Source organism: Paenibacillus sp. FSL L8-0340, from assembly GCF_038593145.1.
In the GTDB taxonomy this organism is placed as follows: domain Bacteria; phylum Bacillota; class Bacilli; order Paenibacillales; family Paenibacillaceae; genus Paenibacillus_AQ.
In genome coordinates, this window is the sequence record NZ_CP151967.1 from 455437 (window position 1) to 479626 (window position 24190).

The 24190-nt window shown below is 52.7% G+C and carries 22 protein-coding genes and 1 pseudogene; 14 read left to right on the forward strand and 9 right to left on the reverse strand.

Going from position 1 to position 24190, the window contains the following annotated elements; genetic code table 11:
• Positions 1-66: 66 nt before the first annotated feature.
• The 4 genes from NST07_RS02115 (at position 67) to NST07_RS02130 (ending at position 2926) form a co-directional block, all read left to right on the forward strand.
• Complete coding sequence (locus NST07_RS02115; protein ID WP_341089428.1) at positions 67-978, forward strand: ABC transporter ATP-binding protein; 912 nt, start codon at positions 67-69, stop codon at positions 976-978.
• Entirely contained in the window at positions 975-1691 is a 717-nt protein-coding gene (locus tag NST07_RS02120) for an ABC transporter permease (protein WP_341089429.1), read from the forward strand. Before NST07_RS02115 ends, NST07_RS02120 begins: the two co-directional genes overlap by 4 nt.
• A gap of 1 nt (position 1692) precedes the next feature.
• Complete coding sequence (locus NST07_RS02125; protein WP_341089430.1) at positions 1693-2430, forward strand: ABC transporter permease; 738 nt, start codon at positions 1693-1695, stop codon at positions 2428-2430.
• Positions 2431-2560: 130 nt separating this feature from the next.
• Positions 2561-2926: a metalloregulator ArsR/SmtB family transcription factor gene (locus tag NST07_RS02130; RefSeq protein ID WP_341089431.1), complete on the forward strand. Its 366-nt coding sequence runs from the start codon at positions 2561-2563 to the stop codon at positions 2924-2926.
• Positions 2927-3032: 106 nt separating this feature from the next.
• On the opposite strand, the gene NST07_RS02135 is transcribed toward NST07_RS02130, so the two are convergent.
• Positions 3033-4022: a cation diffusion facilitator family transporter gene (locus NST07_RS02135; protein WP_341089432.1), complete on the reverse strand. Its 990-nt coding sequence runs from the start codon at positions 4020-4022 to the stop codon at positions 3033-3035.
• 229 nt (positions 4023-4251) lie between these two features.
• Between NST07_RS02135 and NST07_RS02140 the strand changes: the two genes are divergently transcribed.
• Both NST07_RS02140 and NST07_RS02145 read left to right on the forward strand, forming a co-directional pair.
• A complete protein-coding gene (locus tag NST07_RS02140) occupies positions 4252-6483 on the forward strand; it encodes a heavy metal translocating P-type ATPase (protein WP_342480978.1) in 2232 nt (743 codons plus the stop codon).
• Positions 6484-6835: 352 nt separating this feature from the next.
• Positions 6836-8866, forward strand: coding sequence for a methyl-accepting chemotaxis protein (locus NST07_RS02145; RefSeq protein ID WP_341089436.1), 2031 nt, complete (start codon positions 6836-6838; stop codon positions 8864-8866).
• Positions 8867-9041: 175 nt separating this feature from the next.
• Here NST07_RS02145 and NST07_RS02150 read toward each other — a convergent pair whose 3' ends face one another.
• The 3 genes from NST07_RS02150 to NST07_RS02160 all read right to left on the reverse strand — a co-directional run bounded on the left by NST07_RS02150 (position 9042) and on the right by NST07_RS02160 (position 11266).
• Entirely contained in the window at positions 9042-10004 is a 963-nt protein-coding gene (locus tag NST07_RS02150) for an L-lactate dehydrogenase (protein WP_341089438.1), read from the reverse strand.
• A 287-nt stretch (positions 10005-10291) separates the two neighbouring features.
• A complete protein-coding gene (locus tag NST07_RS02155) occupies positions 10292-10798 on the reverse strand; it encodes a cytochrome c biogenesis protein CcdC (protein WP_342480979.1) in 507 nt (168 codons plus the stop codon).
• Between the two features lie 207 nt (positions 10799-11005).
• Positions 11006-11266 (reverse strand): GlsB/YeaQ/YmgE family stress response membrane protein, encoded by a 261-nt coding sequence (locus NST07_RS02160; protein WP_038585188.1) that lies wholly within the window; start codon positions 11264-11266, stop codon positions 11006-11008.
• Positions 11267-11584: 318 nt separating this feature from the next.
• On the opposite strand from NST07_RS02160, the gene NST07_RS02165 reads away from it, so the two are divergent.
• Complete coding sequence (locus NST07_RS02165; protein WP_342480980.1) at positions 11585-12637, forward strand: lactonase family protein; 1053 nt, start codon at positions 11585-11587, stop codon at positions 12635-12637.
• Between the two features lie 54 nt (positions 12638-12691).
• On the opposite strand, the gene NST07_RS02170 is transcribed toward NST07_RS02165, so the two are convergent.
• On the reverse strand, positions 12692-15016 hold the full coding sequence (locus NST07_RS02170) for an alpha/beta hydrolase (protein WP_341377124.1): 2325 nt from the start codon (positions 15014-15016) through the stop codon (positions 12692-12694).
• A 416-nt stretch (positions 15017-15432) separates the two neighbouring features.
• On the opposite strand from NST07_RS02170, the gene NST07_RS02175 reads away from it, so the two are divergent.
• From NST07_RS02175 to NST07_RS02190, 4 genes are all read left to right on the forward strand, one after another.
• Positions 15433-16548 carry a sulfate ABC transporter substrate-binding protein gene (locus NST07_RS02175; RefSeq protein WP_342480981.1) on the forward strand — a complete coding sequence of 372 codons (1116 nt, stop codon included), beginning with the start codon at positions 15433-15435 and terminating at the stop codon, positions 16546-16548.
• Positions 16549-16692: 144 nt separating this feature from the next.
• Complete coding sequence (cysT, locus tag NST07_RS02180; RefSeq protein ID WP_341089445.1) at positions 16693-17532, forward strand: sulfate ABC transporter permease subunit CysT; 840 nt, start codon at positions 16693-16695, stop codon at positions 17530-17532.
• 160 nt (positions 17533-17692) lie between these two features.
• On the forward strand, positions 17693-18556 hold the full coding sequence (gene cysW, locus NST07_RS02185) for a sulfate ABC transporter permease subunit CysW (protein ID WP_341377127.1): 864 nt from the start codon (positions 17693-17695) through the stop codon (positions 18554-18556).
• Between the two features lie 104 nt (positions 18557-18660).
• On the forward strand, positions 18661-18882 hold the full coding sequence (locus NST07_RS02190; RefSeq protein ID WP_341089447.1) for a YezD family protein: 222 nt from the start codon (positions 18661-18663) through the stop codon (positions 18880-18882).
• A gap of 60 nt (positions 18883-18942) precedes the next feature.
• On the opposite strand, the pseudogene NST07_RS02195 reads toward NST07_RS02190, so the two are convergent.
• Positions 18943-19044: pseudogene (locus NST07_RS02195) on the reverse strand (VOC family protein); the annotation flags it as partial.
• Between the two features lie 11 nt (positions 19045-19055).
• A complete protein-coding gene (locus NST07_RS02200) occupies positions 19056-19343 on the reverse strand; it encodes a hypothetical protein (protein ID WP_231578364.1) in 288 nt (95 codons plus the stop codon).
• 289 nt (positions 19344-19632) lie between these two features.
• Here NST07_RS02200 and NST07_RS02205 point away from each other — a divergent pair, with 289 nt between their 5' ends.
• The 3 genes from NST07_RS02205 (at position 19633) to NST07_RS02215 (ending at position 22694) form a co-directional block, all read left to right on the forward strand.
• Positions 19633-20046 carry a GNAT family N-acetyltransferase gene (locus NST07_RS02205; RefSeq protein ID WP_341089450.1) on the forward strand — a complete coding sequence of 138 codons (414 nt, stop codon included), beginning with the start codon at positions 19633-19635 and terminating at the stop codon, positions 20044-20046.
• Between the two features lie 154 nt (positions 20047-20200).
• Positions 20201-20833, forward strand: coding sequence for an NAD(P)H-binding protein (locus NST07_RS02210; protein WP_341089451.1), 633 nt, complete (start codon positions 20201-20203; stop codon positions 20831-20833).
• Positions 20834-20942: 109 nt separating this feature from the next.
• On the forward strand, positions 20943-22694 hold the full coding sequence (locus NST07_RS02215; protein ID WP_342480982.1) for an NAD(P)H-hydrate dehydratase: 1752 nt from the start codon (positions 20943-20945) through the stop codon (positions 22692-22694).
• Between the two features lie 10 nt (positions 22695-22704).
• Here the strand turns inward: NST07_RS02215 and NST07_RS02220 are convergent, their stop codons facing one another.
• Both NST07_RS02220 and NST07_RS02225 read right to left on the reverse strand, forming a co-directional pair.
• On the reverse strand, positions 22705-23160 hold the full coding sequence (locus tag NST07_RS02220) for a hypothetical protein (RefSeq protein ID WP_341089453.1): 456 nt from the start codon (positions 23158-23160) through the stop codon (positions 22705-22707).
• Positions 23161-23226: 66 nt separating this feature from the next.
• Positions 23227-24126, reverse strand: coding sequence for an SDR family oxidoreductase (locus NST07_RS02225; RefSeq protein ID WP_341377130.1), 900 nt, complete (start codon positions 24124-24126; stop codon positions 23227-23229).
• Positions 24127-24190 lie beyond the last annotated feature (64 nt).

Below are 24190 nucleotides of genomic sequence, written 5' to 3' on the forward strand. Positions count from 1 at the left end.
ATTTAAACTTGCTGCCGCCGCTCTTTTAACCTTGGGACGTTATGCTAGTTACCGAGGTGAACGAGAATGAAAGAAACTGTGATTGAAACAAAGGATTTACTGAAGGAATACCGCGGCCGGGCTGCGGTGGAGCGTTTGAACCTGAATATTGGTAAAGGTGAAATTTACGGCTTTCTTGGACCCAACGGCGCAGGCAAAACAACGACTATCCGCATGCTGCTGGGGCTGATCAAGCCGACATCGGGGCAAATCAAGGTATTCGGCCAGGAGCTCCGTAAAAACAAGCTGCAGATTCTGCGCAAAGTGGGGTCGCTTGTGGAGTCCCCGTCATATTACGGGCATTTGAGTGCACTGGACAATCTGGAGGCGATCCGCCGGATTCTTAATGTGCCTAAGCAGCGGATCGCCGAGGTGCTGGATATTGTCTCGCTGACAGGAGAAGAAAAGCGGCCTGTGAAGGGCTTCTCGCTGGGCATGAAGCAGCGGCTGGGTATTGCTGCCGCACTGCTCGGGAGTCCGGAGCTGCTGATCCTTGATGAGCCGACCAACGGACTTGATCCGTCAGGTATACAGGAGATCCGCTCGCTGATCAAGCGGCTTCCGGAAGAGCAGGGAATTACCGTGCTTGTGTCCAGTCACCTGCTGAGCGAAATTGAACAGATGGCGGATACGGTCGGCATTATCCGCCAGGGCAAGATGGTTTATCAGGACTCCATTGTCCATCTGCAGCAGCAGGCGGCAGGAGACCTCCGGCTTGCCGTATCCGAGCCGGAAGCAGCACTGGCGCTCGCCTTGCGAAGAGGCTGCGGCGGTGAAATGCAGGAAGGGCGGCTCGTGCTGCCGCGGATGAGCGATGCCAGAGTGGCGCTCCTGATTAAAGAACTGGTCGAGGATGGACATGCAATCTACAGGGTGGAAGAACGCAGACAATCACTGGAGGAATTCTTCCTGCAGGTTGTTGAGGGAGGCGCATCATGATGTGGCGGGCGCTGTCGGCTGACTGGCTCAAAATCCGCGGCAAAGGGCTGTGGTTTCTGGTCTTCCTTGGCCCCATCGGCCTGCTTGCCATGCAGGGGCTGAACTTTGGGCTACGTTACGATTATCTGACCCAGCAATATCATGCCGATTTATGGGGCGGGCTGCTCAGCAATGTGGCTGACTTCGTTCCGGTGGCTCTTTATCTGGGGGGCACGCTGATCTGTTCGATGATGGCCAACGTGGAGCACCAAATGAGCTCGTGGAAGCAGCTCCTGGCGTTGCCGATTTCCCGGACCTCTGTCTTTATGGCCAAGCTGCTGCTCTGCCTGCTGCTGCTTACTATCTCCTGTCTGCTGCTGGCGGCGGGTACGGTGGGCTTGGGAGTGATCCTCGGGTTCCAGTCGCAGCCAATCCCTTATGCGAAGGTGCTGCAAATCGGCTTTGCTTCTTATGCTGCAGCACTCCCGGTGATCTCACTGCAGCTGTGGTTCTCCCTGTCCAGCCGCAATCAGACGTTTCCGGTGTCGGTGGGAATTACCTTGTCGCTGCTAAGCATCTTCTCCTTGTTTCTGTCGGAATGGGTTCCCCTGAGCTGGCCGGCCCTAGCCTGGAGCGCTCCCCGGCCCTGGCTGTTCAGCGGAGCAGGCTTGCTGCTTGGCTTGCTGATTCTGCTGCCGGGATCCATACATTTTGCGCGAAAGGATGTGGACTAGGATGAGAACCTTTTGGAGAGTTCTATCGGCTGAGAAGCTGAAAATGTCCAAATCTCATATCTGGCTGCTTATTTTGCTCAGTCCGGCTGTCGCGCTGCCTATCGGAGGGCTAGCCGATATGCAGGATGATGGGCAGATCACCTGGCAGGTGCTGCTGAGTGTAATGTCGCTAATGCATTCAATGTTGTTCCTTCCCGTGCTCGCCGGCATATTTGCGGCTTTAATCTGCCGTTCCGAGCATACCGACGGTGGCTGGAAGCAGTTGTTGTCCCTGCCTGTAACACGAAGTTCTGTGTACCTGGCTAAATTCACACTGATAATGGGAATGCTGGCCGCCGTGCAGCTGCTGTTTATAGTTATGGTGGTAAGCATGGGGATATATCGCGGTGCGGAAGGTGCTGTGCCTTGGCAGCTGCTTCTCACCAGCCTCTTCGGCGGCTGGTTCGCCTGCCTGCCGCTGGCCGCGCTGCAATTGGCAGTATCCCAGGGCTGGAGCAGCTTCGGCGCACCGCTGGCACTGAATGTAAGCCTGACTTTACCGAATATGCTCATCTCCAATTCAGCCACCTACGGCCCATATTATCCCTGGGTGCAGCCGCTGCTGGCCATGTCTCCTTACGGTGAAGATAAGTTCGGAGCTTTTAATTTGCCGATGGAGAGTTTGATGCTGGTAGTTACAGGAAGCCTGGTTCTCTTTTTGGCGGGAGGCCTGCTCCACTTCTTGCGCAAAGCGGTATAATATCTCTATGCTGCATGCAGTGCTGAATCCTTCTCATGGACATCCGGTGAAGTTTTTTCTATAATTAATCGTAGAAGATACTATTAACAACCAGTAACACCGGATAAGCATATTAGAGGAGGGCGAGAGCATGGAGCCTGAGGCACTTGAAGAATGCGACAACACATGCAATGGTTCGGAGCTGGAACCGGAATCTATGGCGCTGATTCTGCCGGACCGCGGAACAACGGATAAAATGGCGGAAATGTTCAAAGCACTGGGCGACCCGACCCGGGTACGGCTCATTTACGCTTTGTCGCAGAGAGAGCTGTGTGTGCACGATTTGTCGGTTATCCTCGACATGGGGCAATCGGCCGTATCCCATCAGCTCCGCTATTTGCGCAATCTGCGGATCGTAAAGCGCCGCAAGGAAGGCAAGACGGTCTATTATTCACTAAACGATGCACATGTGGAACAGATTTTTCTGCAGACGCATGAGCATATCAGACATGAATAGATTTTCATGAGAACTCAGCTGTAAACACAAAACCGTCCTGCGCTAGCTTTAGCGCAAGGACGGTTTCTTTTGTTTGCGTCAGGAGATTTCACCGTCCTAGCGCACGTTATACCTTCAAGCTTCTGTGCTTCATGGAGGAGTCCTCAATTTGCAGTGTCGAATGATGAATGCCGAAAGTTTCTTCCACGAGACTGGTGGCCTCCTGGAGAACACGCTGATGATCCTTAGGGTCCTGAATCAGCAGATGGCCGCTAAGCGCATCCAGCCCTGAGGTAATGGTCCAGATATGCAGGTCATGAACCTCGATGACTCCGTCAATGCGCAGCAGCGCTTCTTGTACATCACGGGTATTCACGTTAAGCGGAGTTCCTTCCATTAAAATATGGAATGCCTGTTTAATTACGCCCCAGGCTCCTCTCAGGATGAGCAGTGCTACAAGCACGCTGATGATTGGATCTGCAATATACCAGGAGAACAATTTCATGATTAACCCGGCAAGCAGAGCTCCGACCGAGCCTAATGCATCACTAACGATATGAAGATAGGCACTGCGGACATTGATGTTCTCTTGCACATTGCTTTTTCGCATTAAAGACCATGCACTGACCAGGTTAGCCAGCAGTCCGACTGCCGCAATGATCATCATTGTACCGCTTGCTACCTCCGGGGGTGAGAAGAACCGCTGGTACGCTTCCCATATAATAAATCCGGCAATGATAAACAGCGTAACTCCGTTGAATAAGGCTGCCATAATCTCAAATCTGTAGTAGCCGTAAGAATTTTTCAGAGAAGGGGGCTTTACAGCAAAGATCATGGCGACAAGACTTAAGGCCAGCGAAACCGTATCGCCCAGCATATGGCCGGAGTCTGACAGGAGGGCTAAGCTGCCCGTAACCAGGCCGCCGAAGAACTCCAGCAGCATGATGCTTCCGGTAATGATCAGAGCGATTAATAGGCCTTTGAGGTTATCGGGGGCGTGAGAGTGGGAATGAGAATGAGAATGGCCGGAATGATTATGTTCCGAATGATGGTGTCCGTGCTCCTGCTCCTGATGTTCATGCTTATGGTGGCTATCGTTGTGTTGATGATTTGTCATACAGGTACCCCTTCCTAAAATGACATATGAATGATTGCTCATATGTTAATAGTATTCGCAACTGAGCTGAATTACAAGTCCCTTTTGGAAACAATTGTGATCTTCTTATCCTTTTAAAAAAAGTGGTGAAGTATACGGAATCTGCATTGACACTGCAAGTTTAGGGAGAATATAATATGTGTAAGTAAACATATGAACAGATACTCATATATAGATTTTTCCAAGGGAGATGAGTGATTTGAATGCGGTGGAGGGAAACGTAAGACGTCAGTGGGTGCTCGAAGGTCTGGATTGCGCAAATTGCGCCATGAAAATTGAGAACAAGGTGAAAAAGATTGAAGGAGTGTCATCCTGCTCCGTAAATTTCACCATGAAGATGATGACACTGGAGACTGCCGCAGCTTATGCGGACACGGTATCCGAAGAGGCAAAGCGGACAGTAACTACTCTTGAGCCGCATGTGAAGCTGAAGGAGGTTCAAACTGCCGGTGGAAGGCAGGGGGAGGGCCACGGACATAGTCACACTCATGGCAGTGATGAAGCCCAAAATCATGATCATGCACATGATGAAGCTCATGGCCACTCCCATAGCCATGAGCATGGGGAAGGGGATACGCGCAAAATCCTGCTGCGGCTGGGCGCCGGCGGAATTCTAGCGGCAGCCGGAATGTTCCTGCCGGTCAGCGGATTCACGGAGCTGCTGATTTTCCTGGCTGCTTATTTTATTGTCGGCGGCGAGGTCGTCTGGTCAGCCGCAAGGAATATTGTCCGCGGCCAAGTGTTCGATGAGAATTTCCTGATGGCACTGGCGACGATCGGAGCTTTCGCCATCGGCGAGTACCCGGAAGGCGTTGCTGTCATGCTCTTTTATCAGGTCGGCGAACTCTTCCAGGGCCTGGCAGTTAACCGTTCCCGCCGCTCCATTACAGCGCTGATGGATATCCGTCCGGAATTTGCCTTTCTTAAGGAAGGGGAGCAGCTGAGAAAAGTATCGCCGGAGGAAGTAGCCGTTGGAGACATCATTGTTATCAAGCCGGGTGAGAAGGTGCCGCTTGACGGAACAATCCTCGAGGGCAGTGCAATGATGGATACGTCCGCACTTACCGGAGAATCGGTGCCACGCTCGGCTGAGCCGGGCGCTCAGGTGCTAAGCGGCTTTATCAACCGCAACGGTGTGATTACCGTTCAGGTCACTCAAACCTTCGGAGAATCAGCGGTATCCAAAATTCTTGAACTGGTGCAGAATGCTTCCAGCAACAAGGCGAAAACAGAGAATTTCATTACGAAATTTGCCCGGGCCTACACTCCGGTTGTAGTCATTACAGCTCTGCTGCTGGCAGTACTGCCGCCACTGTTTATCAGTGGGGCCACCTTCTCGGATTGGATCTACCGGGCGCTTGTCTTCCTCGTCATTTCCTGCCCCTGCGCGCTGGTTGTCTCCATTCCGCTTGGCTTCTTCGGCGGCATTGGAGCGGCTTCCCGGAATGGCATTCTGGTTAAAGGCAGCAATTATCTTGAGGCACTGAATGATGTGAAGATTGTTGTGTTCGATAAGACGGGAACGCTGACAAAAGGGCAGTTCAAAGTTACTGGCATCTTTCCAACGGAAGGTATTGCCGAGAGCGAGCTGCTGCGGCTTGCCGCTTATGCGGAGAGTCATTCGCCCCATCCTATTGCGGAATCCATCCGGTCGGCTTACGGCGCAGATATTCCGGGTGAAGCTATTGCTGATTACAATGAAATTTCCGGTCATGGGATAGCCGTTACTGTAGAAGGCAGGGCAGTACTCGCCGGAAATGCCCGGCTCATGGAGCGCGAGGGGATCTCCAGCCGGACTCCTGAGGTGAGCGGAACAATCGTTCATATCGCTGTTGATAAACAATATGCAGGATATCTGGTTATATCTGATGAAGTGAAGGACGACTCCCTTCAGGCGATTAGCAAACTGAAGGCGCTGGGCATCCGCAAGACGGTCATGCTGACAGGTGACGCTTCGTCGGTAGCGGAGGCTGTCGGGCGCCAGCTGGGAATTGATGAAATTTATGCCGAGCTTCTGCCGCAGCATAAAGTAGAAGCTGTCGAAAGATTAGAGAAGGAAAAGTCACAGCGGGAGAAAATTATTTTTGTCGGCGACGGAATCAACGATACCCCTGTGCTGGCGAGGGCAGACGTGGGCATTGCAATGGGCGGACTTGGCTCGGATGCAGCGATTGAAGCGGCGGATATTGTCATTATGACCGACGAACCGTCGAAGATTGCGGCAGCCATCGGAATAGCCAAGCGGACGCGGAGCATTGTATGGCAGAATATAATTTTTGCCCTGGCGGTCAAGGCGGTCTTTCTGCTGTTGGGTGCATTCGGGATTGCTACAATGTGGGAGGCAGTATTCTCGGATGTGGGTGTAACCGTACTTGCTGTGCTGAACAGCATCAGGGCGCTGCAGGCACCTAAATCGGAATGAATGTCATAGGAGTCCTGAAGCTATATCAGTTGAACTAAAGAACTACCTAGAGGCAAAAGCAGCGGAATAAATTCAAGAAATCTGTAGACAACAGCGGCCGGAAGTCCAAACATTCACCGCAGTTGCGTTTTATGCCGGCTCGGTAAATTTAAGTTCAACTTGTATAGCTTGAAAATTATGTGAAAAAACATGAAAATAGTATGAAAAAGTAAGCTCTTTAGATTCCATATTGTGGGACTAAGGGCTTATTTTTTGTATTGAATATAATGATTTATGTCTGTTTTTGCCGATATATTAGTATACATTTACAGCAATTGGAAAATTGTATCTAGTACTGCTAGGAGGACTTAAGGTGGAAGAGACAGAAATGAAGCGGGAAAAAATGAAAATGAAAGCAAAGAAAAGAAAGCCAGCATCTGTGCAGACGAAATGGTCGCTTGTGATTCTTGCCATTTCCATCGTGCCTTTGCTGGGAGCTACCATCTTTTTTATGCAGTATTTCGGCGGTGTAACCAAGTCGGATAGTCAAGAGTTGGCGGAAACTACTCTGGACATGAATAGTTCCAAGCTCGGGGAATGGCTGGAGTCCAAAACCTCTGCGGTGCAGGAACTGATCGCTACGCATCCCGAATTTGATACGGCAGTGCCGGAGAGCATTTTCCCGGTAATCAAGGTGCTCGAAGAGAGTGACATTCAGTCTGAAGGCTATAGCGTTATCAGTAAAGAAGGTAAACTCAGCAATATGATGGGGATGACGGCGGATTCGGGTACCTCCCCGTATTTCTTGGAGGCTAAGGAGACACATAAACCGTCAATAGCTGATATGACTTTTCTGGAACAGCTGAATAAACATATCATTACGATTATGGTCCCAATTATGGATAAGAATAACCAGTTTAACGGCGGTATTGCCTTTTCGGTTACACCGGAGATAATGATGGAAATGGCCAAAAATATCAAGGTGGGAGACACCGGGTACGGATTTATAGTTTCAGGGGAAGGGAACTATTATGCCTCCTCTGATCCGGGAAAGATCGGGAAAAATATTGCGGATTATGCAGAGAAACCCGGGACGCAAAAAGCGGTTAAAAGTATATTGAGTAAGCCTAACGGTTCGGTAACCTATAAGGGCGAAGAGGGTAAAGTTCTTATTACATATTTCAAAACTATCCCTGGCACCGATTGGAAGCTGCTGATTAATGTTCCCAAAAGCGAAGTTTACGCTAAAGTGAATTCGGCCCAGACCTTGACGACAATTTTTATAGTCATCGTTATTTTGCTTGTCGTGGTATTATCCCTCTATCTTACCCGGAAGATTGTTAAGCCGATTGTCGCTATTTCAGAAGTGATGAAAAGGGTGGCAGACGGACGGCTGAATGAGCGTGTGGCTGTTGGTTCAGAGGATGAAATCGGCCAGATGAGCCGGAGTATTAATCATATGATTGAATCCCTGTCCGGAATTGTCAGCAAGATCGATACAACCGTAGTGGAGGTAGCGGTATCTGCGGAAGGTCTGCTGGATTACGCCACTCAGTCCTCCAACACTTCGGCAGAGATTGCAGAGGTGATTCAGGAAGTGGCGCAGGGAATGGAGGAGCAGTTCAGAAGTTCAGAGCAGTCCGCACGGGCTACGGAAGAGATGGCGGTAGGCTTGCAAAGAATTGCTGAATCCTCCGTGAGTGTATCCGATCAGGCGGAGTCCGTAAGTGTGGAGGTCGAGAACGGCTATCATGAGATCAAGGCGACATTTGAACAGATGAAGGTAATCAGTTCTACGGCAGGCCAGACTGCTGAACTCATCGGCACACTGACACAGCAATCGGAACAAATCGGGCAAATCGTCGATGTGATTTCAGAGATATCCAACCAGACAGGACTGCTGTCCTTGAATGCTTCCATCGAGGCAGCCAGAGCGGGCGAGCATGGACGGGGCTTCGGAGTGGTAGCGAATGAAGTGAAGAAGCTGGCCGAGCGTACCAATATAGCGATTGTGCATATTGTTGAATTAATCAGACAAATTCAGGATTCGACAACGAATGCCGCAGTATCCATGGAAAAAAGTATTTCCGAAATCGGTGATGGTATGGACAAGATGACGAAAGTTGGGTCCGCCTTTGACCATATCCGCTCCTCCATCCGTGAGGTCTCGGTGCAGATCCAGGACGTATCTGCTATTAATGAAGAGATGTCTGCAGGCACGGAAGAAATTACGGCATCCATTTCAGATATGCTGATTATCGCCAAGACTTCCGCGGACAACGCCCAGGCGGTCGCTGAGGCCTCGACAGATCAGAAGGAGCTAATGAAGCAGGTAGTCAATTCTGCGGAATCACTGAATCTGATGATGTCCGAGCTGAAAGAAGAGATCGAGAAATTCCGTTAATCAGCAGATAAAATAAGAACAGCCCCCGGCTTCGCGAGTTGCAGCGTGGCAGCCGGGGGCTGTTTCGTTTGAAAAGATAAGAATTTATATGCTTCACGCTATAAATTATCCTTCTATTTCCCGCTGAAACGGATACCGTCCTTTTGAGGACCGAGAAGCCGTTTCCACTTGAGAATTAAACCTGCTCTTCCAGGTGCAGGCTTTCGATGCCGGATCGGATGATGCCACATGAAGCATCAAACTTCGCATACTCCTGATCACTGAGATTGAGCTCCAGCAGTTCCTGAATGCCGCCCCCGCCGATAATGGCAGGAGCTCCGGCGCATACATTCTTTTGCCCGTATTCTCCGTCCAGAATCGCCGAGACGGCAATGATTTTGTGTTCATCATTCAGGATGGAGCGCGTGATATAAGCCAGAGCACTGCCGATGCCAAAATGCGTGGAGCCTTTGCGTGTAAAGATCTCCCAGCCGGCATCCTTCGTTTTGCGGGCGAGGTCCTCCAGATCCAGATCCCTGAACCGCTCGCGGTGCTGCTCCATAATCTGCAGAAGCGGTTTGCCGCCGATCGTTACATGCGACCAGGCAACAAACTGGGATTCTCCATGTTCGCCGAGTGCATAGCCGTTCACACTGCGGGGATCAATGGAGAATACTTCTGACAGCAGCGTCTTCAGCCGCGATGAATCAATGGAGGTGCCGGTGCCGATAATGCGGTGGCGCGGCAGTCCGGAGATTTTCCATACCATATAGGTGACAATATCAACCGGATTGGCGGCAACAACAAAGATACCGTCGAATCCGCCAGCCATAATTTCTGTAATAATAGCCTTGGTTATAACCGCAGCATCATCCAGGACATCAAGTCTGGTCTGGCCCGGTTTGGGATTGGCTCCGGCAGTCAGGATAACGACATCCATTCCGCTGCAATCGCTGGCGGTGCCGGCATATACTTTGGTGCGTGTCCCTGCGAAATCCATACAATGCGAGAGGTCAAGCGCTTGTGCCATGGCCCAGTCATAGGTGCGGTCGACCATCATGATCTCATCGCAAATCGCCTGGTTGACCATGGAATAGGCACAGCTGGAGCCCACATTACCGGAGCCGACGATCGCCACTTTTCTCGATTTTGTTTTCAATTGCCTGTCCTCGCTCTCTAAAAAGTATGAGTTTCCTATCCTTGGTGAAGTATGCTTATATTCTAACTGATCTGATTGCAAGTTACCTGACATGAAGGTGAAAAAAGAGGGTGTTTACCGAACATTTTCTGCCACAAATGACATGAAAGGTTAGGAATGACTGGGCGGAGTTATAGAATATTCTATGCTTGTAGCGTGAAGGTGGACTTCCAGGAATAAAAAAAAGAGCATTCGTGCGGCCCTAAGGGTCAATGAAATGCTCTTTTTACTCATTTTAGGCTTCATTCTTATCCGCGGGGCTGGGGAATAGGTGCCTTCGGCAGAGCCATTCGGGTATAGCGCTTATACATGTACACCCTCCAGTGGAGGATCATGCCAAAGGCCAGAATAAAAAATAATCCGCCTGACTGCGGTATGGATACATATCGGTTGATAAACTCATGAAGCACTGTGCGGATCAGCAGCAATCCGAGCAGAATGAAGGCGAAACTCTTGGAACGCTGGGCATAGATCTGCCCGTCCCGTTCTTCAAATACCGTGCTGCGAATTAGCGGATAGGCGAAAATGAACCAGCCGATCAGGAAAGCCACAACGGCCCACCACCAGGGAAACCGGACCTCTGGTACAACGAACATGGCAAAACCTGTGGACATGCCGAGCGGCGGTATCCATATTTTACGGAGGGTCACCGGTCTCGCGCTTGCCTTCAGGCGGATAAAAATAACCATCAGCGCCATAAACACGGCCCCCAGTGTGGAGCCCACATGCAGAAGCGAGGGGTTAATATTGCCCATGATTCACTTTCCTCTCTGTGATTTGTGTCACTATTTCTCCATTATAGCAGAAATTCTGTGATGTTCAGAATCGCAGCTGAAACTAAAAATTCAGGCGGGTATGCTGAGGATATCTGCTCGTCGGGACACAATAAACCCGCCAGGGTGACCCTGGCGGGTTGTGTTCAAATGTTCAACTCATCTGGTCAGCTTGGCTCGTCGGCAAGCTTAAGAACGGCTGCGTCCACCGACCGAACGGAGGATCAGGCTGACGATAAAGATCAGGACAATGGCACCAATCAATGAAGGGAAGACATAGAAATCACTGATTTTTGGTCCCCAGCTTCCAAGCAGCATGCCACCGAGCCATGAACCCAGAACACCGGCAATAATGTTGCCGATAATGCCTCCAGGAATATCTCTGCCCATGATCAGACCTGCCAACCAACCAATTACCCCGCCTACAATTAACATCCATAATAAACTCATTATGCTTCAGCTCCTTTGTGTTTGTTATCTTCGATGGTTACTATTAACCGCAAGCGGAACGTTTAAACCATGTGTAAAATATTGCCTAGCTGCTTATTATCAGTATTCAAGTATGCCCCAAAAGATGCTGTTTAACCCGCATAATGTGTTGGGTATATAAACATGTTATAGTGAAAATGAAGCGCGGATATGAGTGAACAGGGTGCTTTGCAGGGTATATAAGAAGTAAGGGAATACACCTGCAAACGATAGCTCCGAAAGCGGGTCTCCCGGGGTCAAGCAAGATACGCTGCTATTACACTAAAAGGAGACGCTGCTATGGAACAGCCTAATGAAGTACTATTTTATGTGGGGACTTATAATACCAAGGAAGAGGATGCTATTCTGCTGGGGGCTTTGAACAAGGATACAGGGGAAATGAGAGTACTGGACGGTACCAAGGGGATTGAGAATCCGTCCTATCTGGCTGTAAACCGTGCGGGAACTGTTCTATATGCAGCGAGCGAACAGGATGAGGGCGAAATTCATGCCTTTGCCATTGAAGCGGGAACCAAAGCCTTGCATCCGCTAGGCGGCAGAAGTACAGAAGGCGGTGCCCCTTGTTATGTCTCCGTTCATCCGCAAGGGGATTACATATATGTCGCCAATTACACGGGCGGCAATGTCAACGTGTTCCCTGTGGGCGGGGACGGTTCTCTCCAAGAGATGTCGGCCCAGGTCCGGCATGAAGGCTCAGGGATTCGCATAGACCGCCAGGAAGCGCCGCATCCCCATTCGGTAATTCCCGACAGTACCGGCGGGCGGGTGCTGGTCTGCGATCTGGGTCTCGACCAGGTTCTGCTGTACCGTGTGCAGGACGGCAAGCTGATTACACATCGTGAAGTGGATCTGCCTCCCGGTTCGGGACCGCGCCACCTGGCCTATCACCCCACAGAACAATGGTTATATCTGATCAATGAGCTGAACAGCACCATTACGGTATTTGCAAGCGACGAACAGCAGGGGGACCTGAGAGTACTCCAGAGTGTCAGTTCACTGCCGGAGCAGTACACAGCGGGCAGTGATGATACGGCTGCCGACATTCATGTTTCTCCTTGCGGACGGTTCCTTTATGCCTCTAACCGCGGGCATGACAGTATCGCCCTATTCCTTATTGATGCAGCTACAGGTTTGCTTGAACCGGCGGACTGGGTCAATTCGGGCGGCCGCACGCCGCGCAACTTTGCCATTATGGGCGGAATGCTGCTCGCTGCCAATCAGAACAGCGGCAATATCGTCTCGTTTAGAATCGACTGTGAGAGTGGCAGGCTGATTCCTACCGGCAATGAACTGGAAGTTCCTTCACCGGTCTGCATAAAAGCCCTGAAATAAGAAGCAAGAAGGAATTGTAATAGGAATAATAGGATAAGGGCCCTCCCTTCGCTGTTAATCAGCAAAAGGGAGAGGCCCTATTTGTTGCAATCCATTGATTTCGCCGGATTTGTTATAAAATCCGATATCGTCGAGCATGATTTTATCGCCTTCTTCCTGCAGATAGAAGGTTATTTCAGTCAGCTTGCCGGGATTAAGTGCGGGCTCTTCCTCCAGGAAGGCTTCAAGCGGCAGCTCGTAGGTCTGGAATACGGCTTCCGAAAGATCACCGTATTTGCCGTCGCTTATCCGTTTTTCCAGCCAGGGATTTACCGTGAACTGGGTTTGGGGCAGCGGCAGAATCTCCATCACCTCATCCAGCGGCAGGCGGGCGGCAATGTCATTGCTATCCGTGAGTTCGACCACTACATCAGGCGAGAGGGAAGGCATTGTATTGTCACCAGTGCCGGTATTCTCATCCTCATCAGTATCGGCGTTGCGGTTAGCCAGGGAAAAGCTCAGGCCTTCTGCACCGGACCCGGCAATGTCGTTAGTGACACTATCCTTAAGCGTGAGGGTGTAAGCAGCTTCTTCACCGCTGTTGCTGGCACTGCGTTCCAGCAGGATGCCATGTGTTGCTTTGCTCTTCAGCTCACGGTCCCGGGCAACTTCTTCCGTCCAGCTAAGACCCGTGGCAGCTGCTGTTCCGCCTAGTGCTGTGTTCTTGTTGCGGTCTTCGTCAAAAGTGGCTACCGGGATGAATTCTCCGCTCTGGAATCGGCTATAATACGCAGTATCCGGCAGCCACCTCGCTCCGCGGCGGTAATCGCGGAATAGCCCGCGATAGTCTGCCTCTCCATGCAGGGTTGTTTCCAAGAACGCGGCTACATAGACCTTGGCAATTTGCCGCTGCTCGTCTCCGTCCATAATATGCGTTCGGCTGAGGAACAATCCTGCCGGCAATGACTGATCCAAGAGTCCCCAGTCGGTATTGAACTGGCTATGATTGGCATCGGCGATATATAGAGAGCTTTTGAAAGCGGAGGAGCCGCGGGAATAACTAGAACGAATATACTGGCGGTCTCCATAGAAGTCATGCACATCCCCGTCCCGTGCGCCTTGCAGGGTCAGGTAATTGACGTCAACCAGCTTAGCCTGCTGCTCGTCGATTTCCTTATCTGTGGGAGCGAGGGCAATGACTGAGGCTATCGAGAACTTATTGGCGTCAGCCAGCACGGGATCGCTCTTGAACCAGCGTCCGGCATCGGCAGCCATGGCAACAGCCTGCCCGCCGCGGCTATGGCCAAGCAGGGCGGTCTTGGTGTAATCCACCTTGTGATAGAAAGGGTTGCCGGCCTGCTCGTTGAAGACACCGATCTGCTGGAGATGCTTTAGAATCATCCAGGTTCGCACCTTGAAGTCGTTGTCGGGAATGCCGGACCAGGCTGAATAATTCAGGAAGTTCTCATCCAGGGAGAGCGCGATAAATCCCCGGCTGGCCAGCAGCTGGCCCAAGTAAGTGTAGCCTTCGTCGGAGTAGTCCTCCATCATATGGTTGCCATGAACCATAAGCACAAGCGGGAAGGGGCCTTCACCGTCGGGCATCCAGACACGGGCATTTAACGGGAGCGAGCTGTAGTCGAATCCCCAGAATATAGTCCGCAGCTTGGGCCAGGTTTTGATATAAGCCGAGGCATCCGCAGTGGAGGAGAGAAGACCGACTTCCTTGCCGTATTCAGAACGGTGCAAGTCCTCGCCGCTGCCGTAAGTAAAGCTCCGATAGGTATAGTCACCAGGCTCTCCCGGATTTGCTGCGGGGATATCATCTTCCATCATCGTGGACGCTGCCAACACGGGCACCGCTCCGCCGTGGCTCTTGATGGGCAGAGCTATCGAAGATAAGGCGACAGCAACTGCGAGCAGCAGTCCCGAAACGATCCGCCTGCTGCGCAGCAGGCCCAATACGAGTCCTCCGAACCCGCCGAATAAAGCGGCAAGAACAGCAACGGCAGCCGCTGCTTCAATCTCCAATTCAGCATAATAGAGGATTAGCAGAACTGCGCCCGCCGCACTCAATATAGAGCCTGTAAATAACCGCGGGACAGGCAGTCCGGTCAATGCCAGCACCAGAGCCAGTATGTTGGCTGCCAGAGCGAGGAAGATGGTCCCGGTTCCGGCCGCCAATATAATATCCGCCGGGGCACCCAGGCCGGTGGGGATGCCCAGAATAGCCGCCGTAAATATGAGAACACATATTATCCAAGGACCGGTAAGTGCCATCCTCCATAGTGCTGTATCATAACGGTAAGTTTCCCTAATTCGCTTTGCAAGACTGCTGCGTATCCTCCGGAGCAGCCGCGGTCTCCCCGGCGCCGGAGCATACTCCAAATCCATTCCCATGATTGTCTCCCCCGACAGTTTGCGGTGATTTCCACTCTCTCTTTTTCCCCTATTAGATGTAGCAATCTTATTACTTTAGAGCTTTAATGACAAGTGGATCTTGCAGGAACGGCCGCCACTTGCTGCCGCTAAGCCGGAGAATGTCTGATTGCCGTCTTTTTCTAAAAAAAGGTTTGACAGGGTAAGAAGCTTTCAGTATTATGTCTTTATAACCTACTAAATAGGTAGGAATAATTGAACAATAGTTCTTACCGTACAGACGGAGGAACGCCCGCTTCAGGCTCGCAGATACGTGTCTTTCAGGACCGGTTTGACCTGCCTTACGTGGGCCTTCCTCCGTCCTTTTTTTGCAAAAATTAGCGCATAGAGAGTTCAGCAATCATCTATTTAAGAGAAAACATGGGGGAGTGATTGTGATGAAGAAAGGGATCAAGAAGGGGCTGCTCGCCGGATTTACACTGTTGTTGACGGCAGGGCTTACTGCTTGCGGAAGTAATACTGACAATACGAACAACAGCGCAGGTGCAGCAACCGGTACGCCGGAGAGCAACAATGCGGCGGCAACGGCAGAAGCGACCAAAGCACCGTCTAAAGATCCGGTAGAGCTGCTGAATGTATCCTATGATCCTACACGTGAGCTTTATGAGAGCTACAACAAGGCTTTTTCGGCTTATTGGGAGCAGGAAACTGGCCAGAAAGTAACGATCAAGCAGTCCCATGGCGGGTCAGGTAAACAAAGCCGTGCCGTTATTGACGGTCTGGAAGCGGATGTAGTCACGCTGGCGCTAGGATATGACATTGACGCTTTGCAGGAAACAGGACTCATCAATGAAGGCTGGCAAAATAAATTTGAGCTTAACAGCTCGCCCTACACGTCGACTATTGTTTTCCTCGTGCGCAAAGACAATCCGAAGGGCATAAAGGACTGGCCGGATTTGCTTAAGGAAGGTGTAGAGGTGATTACACCGAATCCGAAAACCTCCGGTGGTGCACGCTGGAACTATCTGGCGGCTTGGGGTTATGCACTCGATCACAACAATAATGACGAAGCCAAAGCACAGGAATTTGTGCAGGAGCTGTTCAAGCATGTGCCGGTACTGGATACCGGGGCGCGTGGTTCTACGACAACCTTTGTGGAACGCGGAATCGGTGATGTGCTGATTGCCTGGGAGAATGAAGCCTATCTGTCCATCAAAGAGCTGGGGCCGGACAAATTTGAAATTGTGAATCCTTCCGAGAGCATTCTGGCTGAACCTCCGGTTGCTGTAGTCGACAAGGTTGTCGATAAAAGAGGAACACGTGAGGTATCCGAGGCTTATCTGAAATATCTCTACACCGAAGAAGGTCAAAAAATAGCTGCAGAGAACTACTACCGCCCCACACTGGAAAATGTGAAGGAGAAGTTCAAGGACCAATTCCCGGACATCAAGCTGTTTACGCTGGCTGATAAATTCGGCACCTGGAAAGAAACGCAGGAGAAACATTTCAATGACGGAGGCATTTTCGACAAGATTTATGTCCCGGGCAGCTAATAACTCTTCCTTTAAGTGCGGTCATTTAGATCTCGATGCTGGTGATATTGCCGCAGGGTCTGTAAAGATAGGCTTTGGAAAGTTCGTCCCGTGAAGGGTGCTGATCAGCCCATAAGCTGAAGGCAGGAAAGGATGAATACGTAAATGAATGTCACTACTACGGCTGCGGTGCGGCGCAAGGTGCTGCCCGGCTTCGGGCTTACGATGGGCTACAGTGTACTGTATTTGAGTCTCGTTGTCCTGCTGCCGCTTTCGGCGCTGCTCTTCAACTCCACCGGGCTTAGCTGGGCTAAATTCTGGGATGTAGCCACAGATCCGCGCGTCCTGGCTTCTTACCGGGTCAGCCTGAGCACTGCGGCAGCGGCAGCTTTGGCGAATGCTTTTCTGGGACTGCTGCTGGCATGGGTGCTGGTACGCTATGAGTTTCCGGGAAAAAGAGTATTCGACGCTCTGATCGATCTCCCGTTTGCACTGCCGACAGCCGTAGCAGGTGTCTCGTTGACAGCACTATATTCGCAGAATGGCTGGATCGGCTCCCTTCTGGAGCCGCTCGGCCTGAAGGTTGCCTTCACACCGCTGGGCATCACGCTTGCGCTGATGTTTATCGGCATTCCGTTTGTTGTCCGGACCGTACAGCCCGTGCTGGAGGATCTGAACAGGGATATGGAAGAGGCCGCCGCGACGCTGGGGGCAGGCCGCTGGCGGACCTTTCTGCGGATTGTGCTGCCGGAGCTGTTCCCTGCGCTGCTCACCGGCTTTGCACTTGCTTTTGCCCGGGGGATCGGAGAATACGGGTCGGTGGTATTCATCTCCGGCAACATGCCGATGAGAACAGAGATTGCCCCGCTGCTCATTATGACCAAGCTGGAGCAATTCGATTATGCCGGAGCCACAGCGGTGGCGCTTCTTCTCCTGCTGATCTCCTTCCTGATGCTGTTCGTGATTAACCTGCTGCAGCGCTGGGCCCGCAAAAGCTCACGGTAGGAGAAGAGTGAAACTTAAGCGTATGCTTTCGAAGCGATTTTTGTCGAAGCCCATTCAGTGAGGTAACGCTCACAAAAATTAAGCATATGCTTCCGAAGCCAGTTTTGTACGAAGATTAATCGAAGCTGCTATCCTAACAAAACTTTTAGGAGGAATAATTATGGCCGGTACTGTGCCGCTGCTCGCTCCAGGGCGGAAGACCAGCGTATCCTCGCCTGCGACGAACGAATCTCCTGCGGTGAAGTGGGGGCTGATTGCCGCCGCCGGGCTGGTGCTGTTCTGGCTGATCGCCCTGCCGCTGATTGTCGTGCTGACAGAAGCGCTGAAGAGGGGCTGGGATGTCTACTGGGCCGCGCTAAGTGATCCCGACGCCGCTTCGGCGCTTAGGCTGACGCTGCTGGTGGCCGCGATTACCGTCCCGCTGAATACAATCTTTGGCGTGGCGGCCGCCTGGGCAGTGACCAAATTCCGTTTTCGCGGCAAAGGCTTCCTTATTACCTTAATCGATCTGCCCTTCGCCGTGTCACCGGTTATCGGCGGGCTGATCTTTATTCTGGTGTTCGGTGCACATGGCTGGTTCGGGTCCTGGCTCAGCGACCATGATATCAAGATCGTATTTGCGCTCCCGGGCATTGTTCTGGCTACGCTGTTTGTGACTTTTCCTTTTGTGGCCCGTGAGCTGATTCCGCTGATGGAAGATCAAGGTACACAGGAGGAAGAAGCGGCGATTACACTGGGGGCGCACGGCTGGCAGATTTTCTGGCGTGTGACACTGCCCAATATTAAATGGGGTTTGCTGTACGGGATTATTCTCTGTAATGCCCGTGCTATGGGCGAGTTCGGTGCGGTATCCGTAGTTTCCGGGCATATCCGGGGAGAAACGAATACGCTGCCGCTGCATGTCGAGATTTTGTATAATGAATATCAATTTTCGGCATCGTTTGCGGTGGCTTCATTGCTGCTGCTGCTCGCCTTGGTAACGATGATCATCAAAAGCTGGCTGTTACGAAAAAATGCTCATTGACAGCTCTTTTGATTCCATGCTAAGTTAAATCTTAGTAAACAAGTTGGTAATAACGGGATTCGAGGCGGAGAACATCCCCTGTCCGGGGAAAGGGAGGCTGGAGAATGGCTAAGCCACTGAAAGTGGATGAGGTATGGCTGACGCGGATTGCAGGACTTCTGGATGACATGGAGTTTGGCTCATTGCACATCGTGGTGCATGAAGGTCAAATAGTACAGATGGAGCGTACGGAACGCAAACGTTTCGAGAACAGCACTGCAAATGCACGATATAGTGGAGAGACCGGAAGCCGGCGCACCGATACCCGTTCTGCGGGACGAGGATAGAAGGTATAAAGAAAGACCTCCATCAGTTGAAGGTCTTTCTTTTTTTTGATTTAACGAAGCTTACCATTCGTCAAAAGATAATTTGTCAGTGATATGCTTCAGCTCTGCCGGAACCTGGACAGAGCACATCAATTCCAGGCTATTGCCATCAGGGTCAATAAATAAGTATTGCCTTAATAACGCGGTCCCCGACGGGAAGAGGAGAGGCCTTCAAGCAGCAAGACTATCGCCGTGATCACATGCATGATCCAGCCAACGATCGGAATTAGAGCGACTATCGAGGTAATGATACCAATGACGTTGCCGATAAAAGGCCCCCGTTCCTTAAGCATGATTATAACAGCCACTGCGTGCAGCAAAAAGGCGATGCCGAGCGGGACCCATGCATTGGCTACAACGAACACCCCTCCAATAATCGGCAGGGCCAGGAACGCTTCATAAGTGAAAGTCCCCCATTTCAATAATTTCCCCAGAGAAGACATGAGTGCTTCACCAATCCTTTCTTTATGATATTGTGAATATTTGGCTTTATCTCTAGGTTACCCCGGGATGCAGGCTGAGAATAGTATTATTTCTTTTCTAAACAATTTATTAGTTCTGTTACGTCAGAATTCCTTCAACGTTTCAAATCTCCGCATGTACCCATTCCGTCAGGTTACCCGGCCTTGCTTGAAATCAATGCTTAAGTATATATTGGTAACAGCATTGCAGATCTGAGACCGTTTGTAGGAACGAGAAGGGAAGGACCGTATGGATGCAGCAGAAAAAGTAGAAATTAGACATGAATCTCCCTCGGTGGAGCAATATCTGGCGCTGCGGGTTGAGGCAGGACTTAGTCCGATGAGTGTAGAAGGGGCTATGACTGGGCTTCCGCGTTCTTGTTATGCAGTATCCCTCTATGAAGAGGACATGCTGGTAGGGATGGGGCGTGTCATCGGGGACGGAGGCTGTTTCTTTCAGGTGACGGATATTGCCGTCAAGCCTTCCCGTCAAGGGCGTGGCTTCGGAAAAGTCATTATGGGTGAGATCAGGGCATTCCTGGATACGGTGCCCAATCCGTCGTATATTAGCCTCATTGCTGACGGAAATGCTTCGAAGCTGTATGATCAGTATGGTTTTGTTCCGGTAATGCCTTATTCGCAAGGGATGTTCCTGCGGCGGTAGCGGGCCGGAATGGCAGATTGTAACCTTATGATATTGAGGCTGGCCGCCCCCCACCTAGCGGGGGTATTTGAATGCTTCTTCTACCCGAAGGGTTTCAGAACGCCACTATGGGATAAATTAGAATTAGGGCTTGAGAAAGCGAGGAAAATTAGAGATGGATGTTGTTGTGCTAGGTGCGTCGGGGACGCTGGGAAAAGCAATTGTACAGGAAGCACTAAGAAGAAAACACGAAGTAACCGCAGCCGTCCGCCATCCGGATTCGCTGCAAATCGAGCATGAGCGGCTGCAGATTGCCACCGTTGATATCCTGAATCCTTCCTCGGTAGCTGCCGTAGTTGGCGGGCACGGGGAAGTCATCAGCGCGTTCGGACCGGATTCCGGGCGGGAAAATGATCTGCTTGGCGCAGCGGATTCGCTGCTGGAGGGGATGCGCATAGCCGGGGCGGAACGGCTGATGATCGTCGGCGGAGCAGGCAGTCTGAAGACGGAATCGGGAGAGTGGCTGATGGACACGGCTGAATTCCCGGAGGAGCTGCGGCCGCTGGCTGCCGCACATGCCAACGCCTATGAAATCTATAGAGGTTCGGCACTTGATTATACGTATATCAGCCCGCCTGCGGTCATCGTGCCGGGCCGGCGGACAGGCATGTTCCGCATCGGACTGGACCGGCTTATCGTGGATGAAAATGGCGAGAGCAGCATCAGCGTGGAGGATTTCGCCGTGGCTGTCATTGATGAACTGGAGGAAGGCAATTTCAGCCGGGAGAGATTTACGGTAGCTTATTAGTCGAGCCGGTACAGAACAGAAGCAGTTGTAAGGCTGCCTTGAACTGAACAACAGGACAGATACAGTGCCGGGACAGTGGATTCCGGCTATGCGCAAAGGGGTGCGAGTCATGGATCTGGTAACTGCTGAGCAGATGCGGCAATTGGACCGCAAAACGATTGAGGGTTTAAGCATTCCGGCGGTTGCGCTGATGGAGAATGCAGGCCGGGCCATCGCCGAGGAGGTTATCGCGCTGTGCCATAGCAGGCACGGCGGAGGCGCAGGCGGAGAGGACCGGAACAGCGGTCGGGCCGGAGGGGGAGGCGGCCGGGCTGATGCAGATATAGCGGGGCGCGGCGGCTATATAAACGCGGGACCGGGTGCAGAGAACGGCAGGGACGAGGGAGCGAATGTGGGGCGTGGAAGCGGCGGCCCGGGGATTCAGCCGCCGGGATTCAGGGTCAGCGGCGATGCCGCGCTGACCCTGGACTCTGCCGAAGCCGAGCACTGGCTGATTCTCATCGGCAAAGGCAATAACGGCGGCGACGGCCTCGCCGCCGCCAGGCATCTGCGTGAGGCGGGTATCGCCGTCACGCTGGTGTACGCGGCCGCGCCGGAGTCGCTGGCCGGCGAAGCCGCCCTGCAGCGGGATGCCGCTGCAGCCATGGGCCTGCCCGCCGTCGTCTACGGCGTGGACCGGCTGGACTTTGCCGCATGCAGCGGCATCGTGGATGCGCTGCTCGGCACCGGCAGCGCGGGAGCCCCGCGCGGTGCCTATGCGGAGCTGATTGCCGCCGCGAACGGCAGCGGCAAACCGGTGGTGTCCGCGGACATCCCGAGCGGGCTGAACGCGGACACGGGCGAGCTGCATGAGCCGTGCATTCATGCAGCAGTGACAGTCTGCCTCGCGTTTCTCAAACGCGGGCTGGTGCAATATCCCGGCGCGGGAGCAGCCGGGCATGTGGTGGTCCGCTCCATCGGCATTCCGGCTGCCTTGGCCCGGGAACACGGCGTGCAGGCTTGCCTGCTGACGCCGGAGGTGCTGCGGACACGTCTTCAGATAGACGTGCCGCGCCGCCGCTCGCCCGAAGGCCACAAGGGCACTTACGGGCATGTCCTGCTGGCCGGCGGAAGCTTAGGGCTGAGCGGTGCAGGCCTGCTCTCCGCCCGGGCTGCGCTACGGGCGGGTTGCGGCTTGGTTACCTGGGCACTGCCCGGCGGGCTGCTGCCCTATGTGATCGGTGCCGCCCCTGAAATTATGCTGGCTGCAGCCGGCAGCGCAGAGGATGGCACCTGGAAAGCAGACACGGCAGCCGAGGTGCTGCGGCTGGGTGCCGGAAAAGAGGTTATCGCCGTTGGTCCTGGTCTTGGCCGGTTCGAGGGCGATACGGATTGGCTCCGCACGATTTGGGAGGGGACGGAAATGCCCCTGGTCATCGATGCCGATGCTTTGAACATCCTGGCTGATGCCAATTACAGCTCCTGGACCCGCCGGGGGCCTGTGATCTTGACGCCGCATCCGGGAGAAATGGCCCGGCTGGCAGGTCTTGCCACGGCAGAAGTGCAGCGCGACCGGATCGGTCTGGCATTGGACTATGCCCGGGAGCATGGCGTGGTGCTTGTGCTGAAAGGGGCGCATACAGTTATTGCAACGCCTGAAGGACAAGCCTATGTAAATGTCACAGGCCATCCGGGTATGGGAACCGGCGGAGCGGGCGATGTGCTGACAGGCATCATTTCCGGACTGCTGGCTCAAGGGCTGAATGCCGCACAGGCTGCGGCTTTTGGCGTGTATCTGCACGGACTGGCCGGGGAACGGGCAGCCCGCTTGCGGCATCATCCGGCGGCATTAATTGCCGGGGATATCATTGAAGCACTCTGATGCCTGCAGGCTAGAGCAGCAGCAGGCAGAGCAGCGGGATGAATAGCGCGAATACGGGAAGCAGCAGCGGCTGCCGCTCGCCGGCTACCTGGGCGAGCCGGAATACCAGGAGTACAGCTATACCGTAGATGCCGCAGGTCATGGCTTCTCCGCCCTGCTCTGAGGCCAGCCACAGACCTGCGCCATAGCCGGCAGCCGCATACAGGACCAGTGACGGTCCAAGAGAAGACGAACGGAACATGCGCAGCAGCAGATCTGCCAGCAGTGTCGCCGGCAGTCCATAAGCGTAAATGGCATAGGGTACCGATATCGGCCAGCCTTCCGGCACTCCGCCTTCGTGCGGAAAGAACAGCATCAGCAGGGAGACGAGCATAAAGGTCAGACCGGCTGCAGAGAGTTTCGTCAGTGCGTACATGCCTGCGGATAGGCGGACGGACGGAAGATCGTAATCCTTGATTTTATTCATCCTAAAACTTCCTTTCAGGGTGGGATTAACGCCACGGGGGACTCAGGGTCTCTAAACGACGGCGGCTCAGCTTGTGACCATGTCCCCTCCATTAACATGAATACATGTGCCTGTGACATAAGAAGAATCGGAACTGGCCAGATAGACATAAGCTCCGGCCAATTCATAAGGCTGAGCGGCACGCCGGAGCGGAGTATCCGTTCCGAAGACGCTAACCTCGGCAGCGGAGAAGCTGGAGGGAATGAGCGGTGTCCAGACCGGCCCGGGGGCGACACTGTTGACACGGATTCCGGTATCGGCGAGCGAAAGGGCAAGAGAGCGTGTAAAGGTGACGATGGCACCTTTGGTGGTTGAATAGTCGATGAGCTCTTTGTGGCCCTGGTAAGCGGTAATTGAGGCGGTGTTAATGATGGAACTGCCTTTTTTTAAATGCGGCAGTGCGGCCTGTGTCAGGTAAAAGAACGGAATAATGTTGGTATGAAAGGTCTGGAGCAGCTGTTCTTCTGAAATATCGAGAATGCTCTTCTGCGGATACTGCACGGCATGGTTATTGACGAGGATATCCAGCTTGCCAAAGGTCCGTACCGTCTGCTCTACGGCCTGGAAGCAGTTTTGCTTGTGCCGCAAATCAGTTTCGATCCGCAGGCAGCGGCGGCCCAATTGTTCAATGCGCCGCTGTGTGACTTCGGCATCCGAGGCTTCGTACAGATAGGCAATGGCTACATCCGCCCCTTCTCTGGCAAATGCGATCGCCGCCGCCTTGCCGATGCCGCTGTCTCCTCCGGTAATCAGCGCCACCTTGCCTTCGAGCTTTCGGCTGCCGAGGCTCTCAGGATTTTCACTGATCGGACGGGGGTTCATCAGACTTTCAAGTCCCGGCTGGCGGTTCTGGTGCTGAGGTGGAAAGGCAATGGGCTGCTTGCGGCATACCGTCTGTTCCCCATAATAGGGATAAGTGGGATTCATATCGCAGGTTTCCTCCTTGGATGCTGTCATTCGTATATTTTTATGCATGCGCCCAGAAAAGCGT

What these genes read in the sequence shown, in the direction of transcription:
- NST07_RS02115 (WP_341089428.1), top strand. Translation starts at nt 67, where the DNA reads ATGAAAGAAACTGTGATTGAAACAAAGGATTTACTGAAGGAATACCGC.
- NST07_RS02120 (WP_341089429.1), top strand. Translation starts at nt 975, where the DNA reads ATGATGTGGCGGGCGCTGTCGGCTGACTGGCTCAAAATCCGCGGCAAA.
- NST07_RS02125 (WP_341089430.1), top strand. Translation starts at nt 1,693, where the DNA reads ATGAGAACCTTTTGGAGAGTTCTATCGGCTGAGAAGCTGAAAATGTCC.
- NST07_RS02130 (WP_341089431.1), top strand. Translation starts at nt 2,561, where the DNA reads ATGGAGCCTGAGGCACTTGAAGAATGCGACAACACATGCAATGGTTCG.
- NST07_RS02135 (WP_341089432.1), bottom strand. Translation starts at nt 4,022, where the DNA reads ATGACAAATCATCAACACAACGATAGCCACCATAAGCATGAACATCAG.
- NST07_RS02140 (WP_342480978.1), top strand. Translation starts at nt 4,252, where the DNA reads ATGAGTGATTTGAATGCGGTGGAGGGAAACGTAAGACGTCAGTGGGTG.
- NST07_RS02155 (WP_342480979.1), bottom strand. Translation starts at nt 10,798, where the DNA reads ATGGGCAATATTAACCCCTCGCTTCTGCATGTGGGCTCCACACTGGGG.
- NST07_RS02160 (WP_038585188.1), bottom strand. Translation starts at nt 11,266, where the DNA reads ATGAGTTTATTATGGATGTTAATTGTAGGCGGGGTAATTGGTTGGTTG.
- NST07_RS02165 (WP_342480980.1), top strand. Translation starts at nt 11,585, where the DNA reads ATGGAACAGCCTAATGAAGTACTATTTTATGTGGGGACTTATAATACC.
- NST07_RS02170 (WP_341377124.1), bottom strand. Translation starts at nt 15,016, where the DNA reads ATGGGAATGGATTTGGAGTATGCTCCGGCGCCGGGGAGACCGCGGCTG.
- NST07_RS02175 (WP_342480981.1), top strand. Translation starts at nt 15,433, where the DNA reads ATGAAGAAAGGGATCAAGAAGGGGCTGCTCGCCGGATTTACACTGTTG.
- cysT (WP_341089445.1), top strand. Translation starts at nt 16,693, where the DNA reads ATGAATGTCACTACTACGGCTGCGGTGCGGCGCAAGGTGCTGCCCGGC.
- cysW (WP_341377127.1), top strand. Translation starts at nt 17,693, where the DNA reads ATGGCCGGTACTGTGCCGCTGCTCGCTCCAGGGCGGAAGACCAGCGTA.
- NST07_RS02190 (WP_341089447.1), top strand. Translation starts at nt 18,661, where the DNA reads ATGGCTAAGCCACTGAAAGTGGATGAGGTATGGCTGACGCGGATTGCA.
- NST07_RS02205 (WP_341089450.1), top strand. Translation starts at nt 19,633, where the DNA reads ATGGATGCAGCAGAAAAAGTAGAAATTAGACATGAATCTCCCTCGGTG.
- NST07_RS02210 (WP_341089451.1), top strand. Translation starts at nt 20,201, where the DNA reads ATGGATGTTGTTGTGCTAGGTGCGTCGGGGACGCTGGGAAAAGCAATT.
- NST07_RS02215 (WP_342480982.1), top strand. Translation starts at nt 20,943, where the DNA reads ATGGATCTGGTAACTGCTGAGCAGATGCGGCAATTGGACCGCAAAACG.
- NST07_RS02220 (WP_341089453.1), bottom strand. Translation starts at nt 23,160, where the DNA reads ATGAATAAAATCAAGGATTACGATCTTCCGTCCGTCCGCCTATCCGCA.
- NST07_RS02225 (WP_341377130.1), bottom strand. Translation starts at nt 24,126, where the DNA reads ATGAATCCCACTTATCCCTATTATGGGGAACAGACGGTATGCCGCAAG.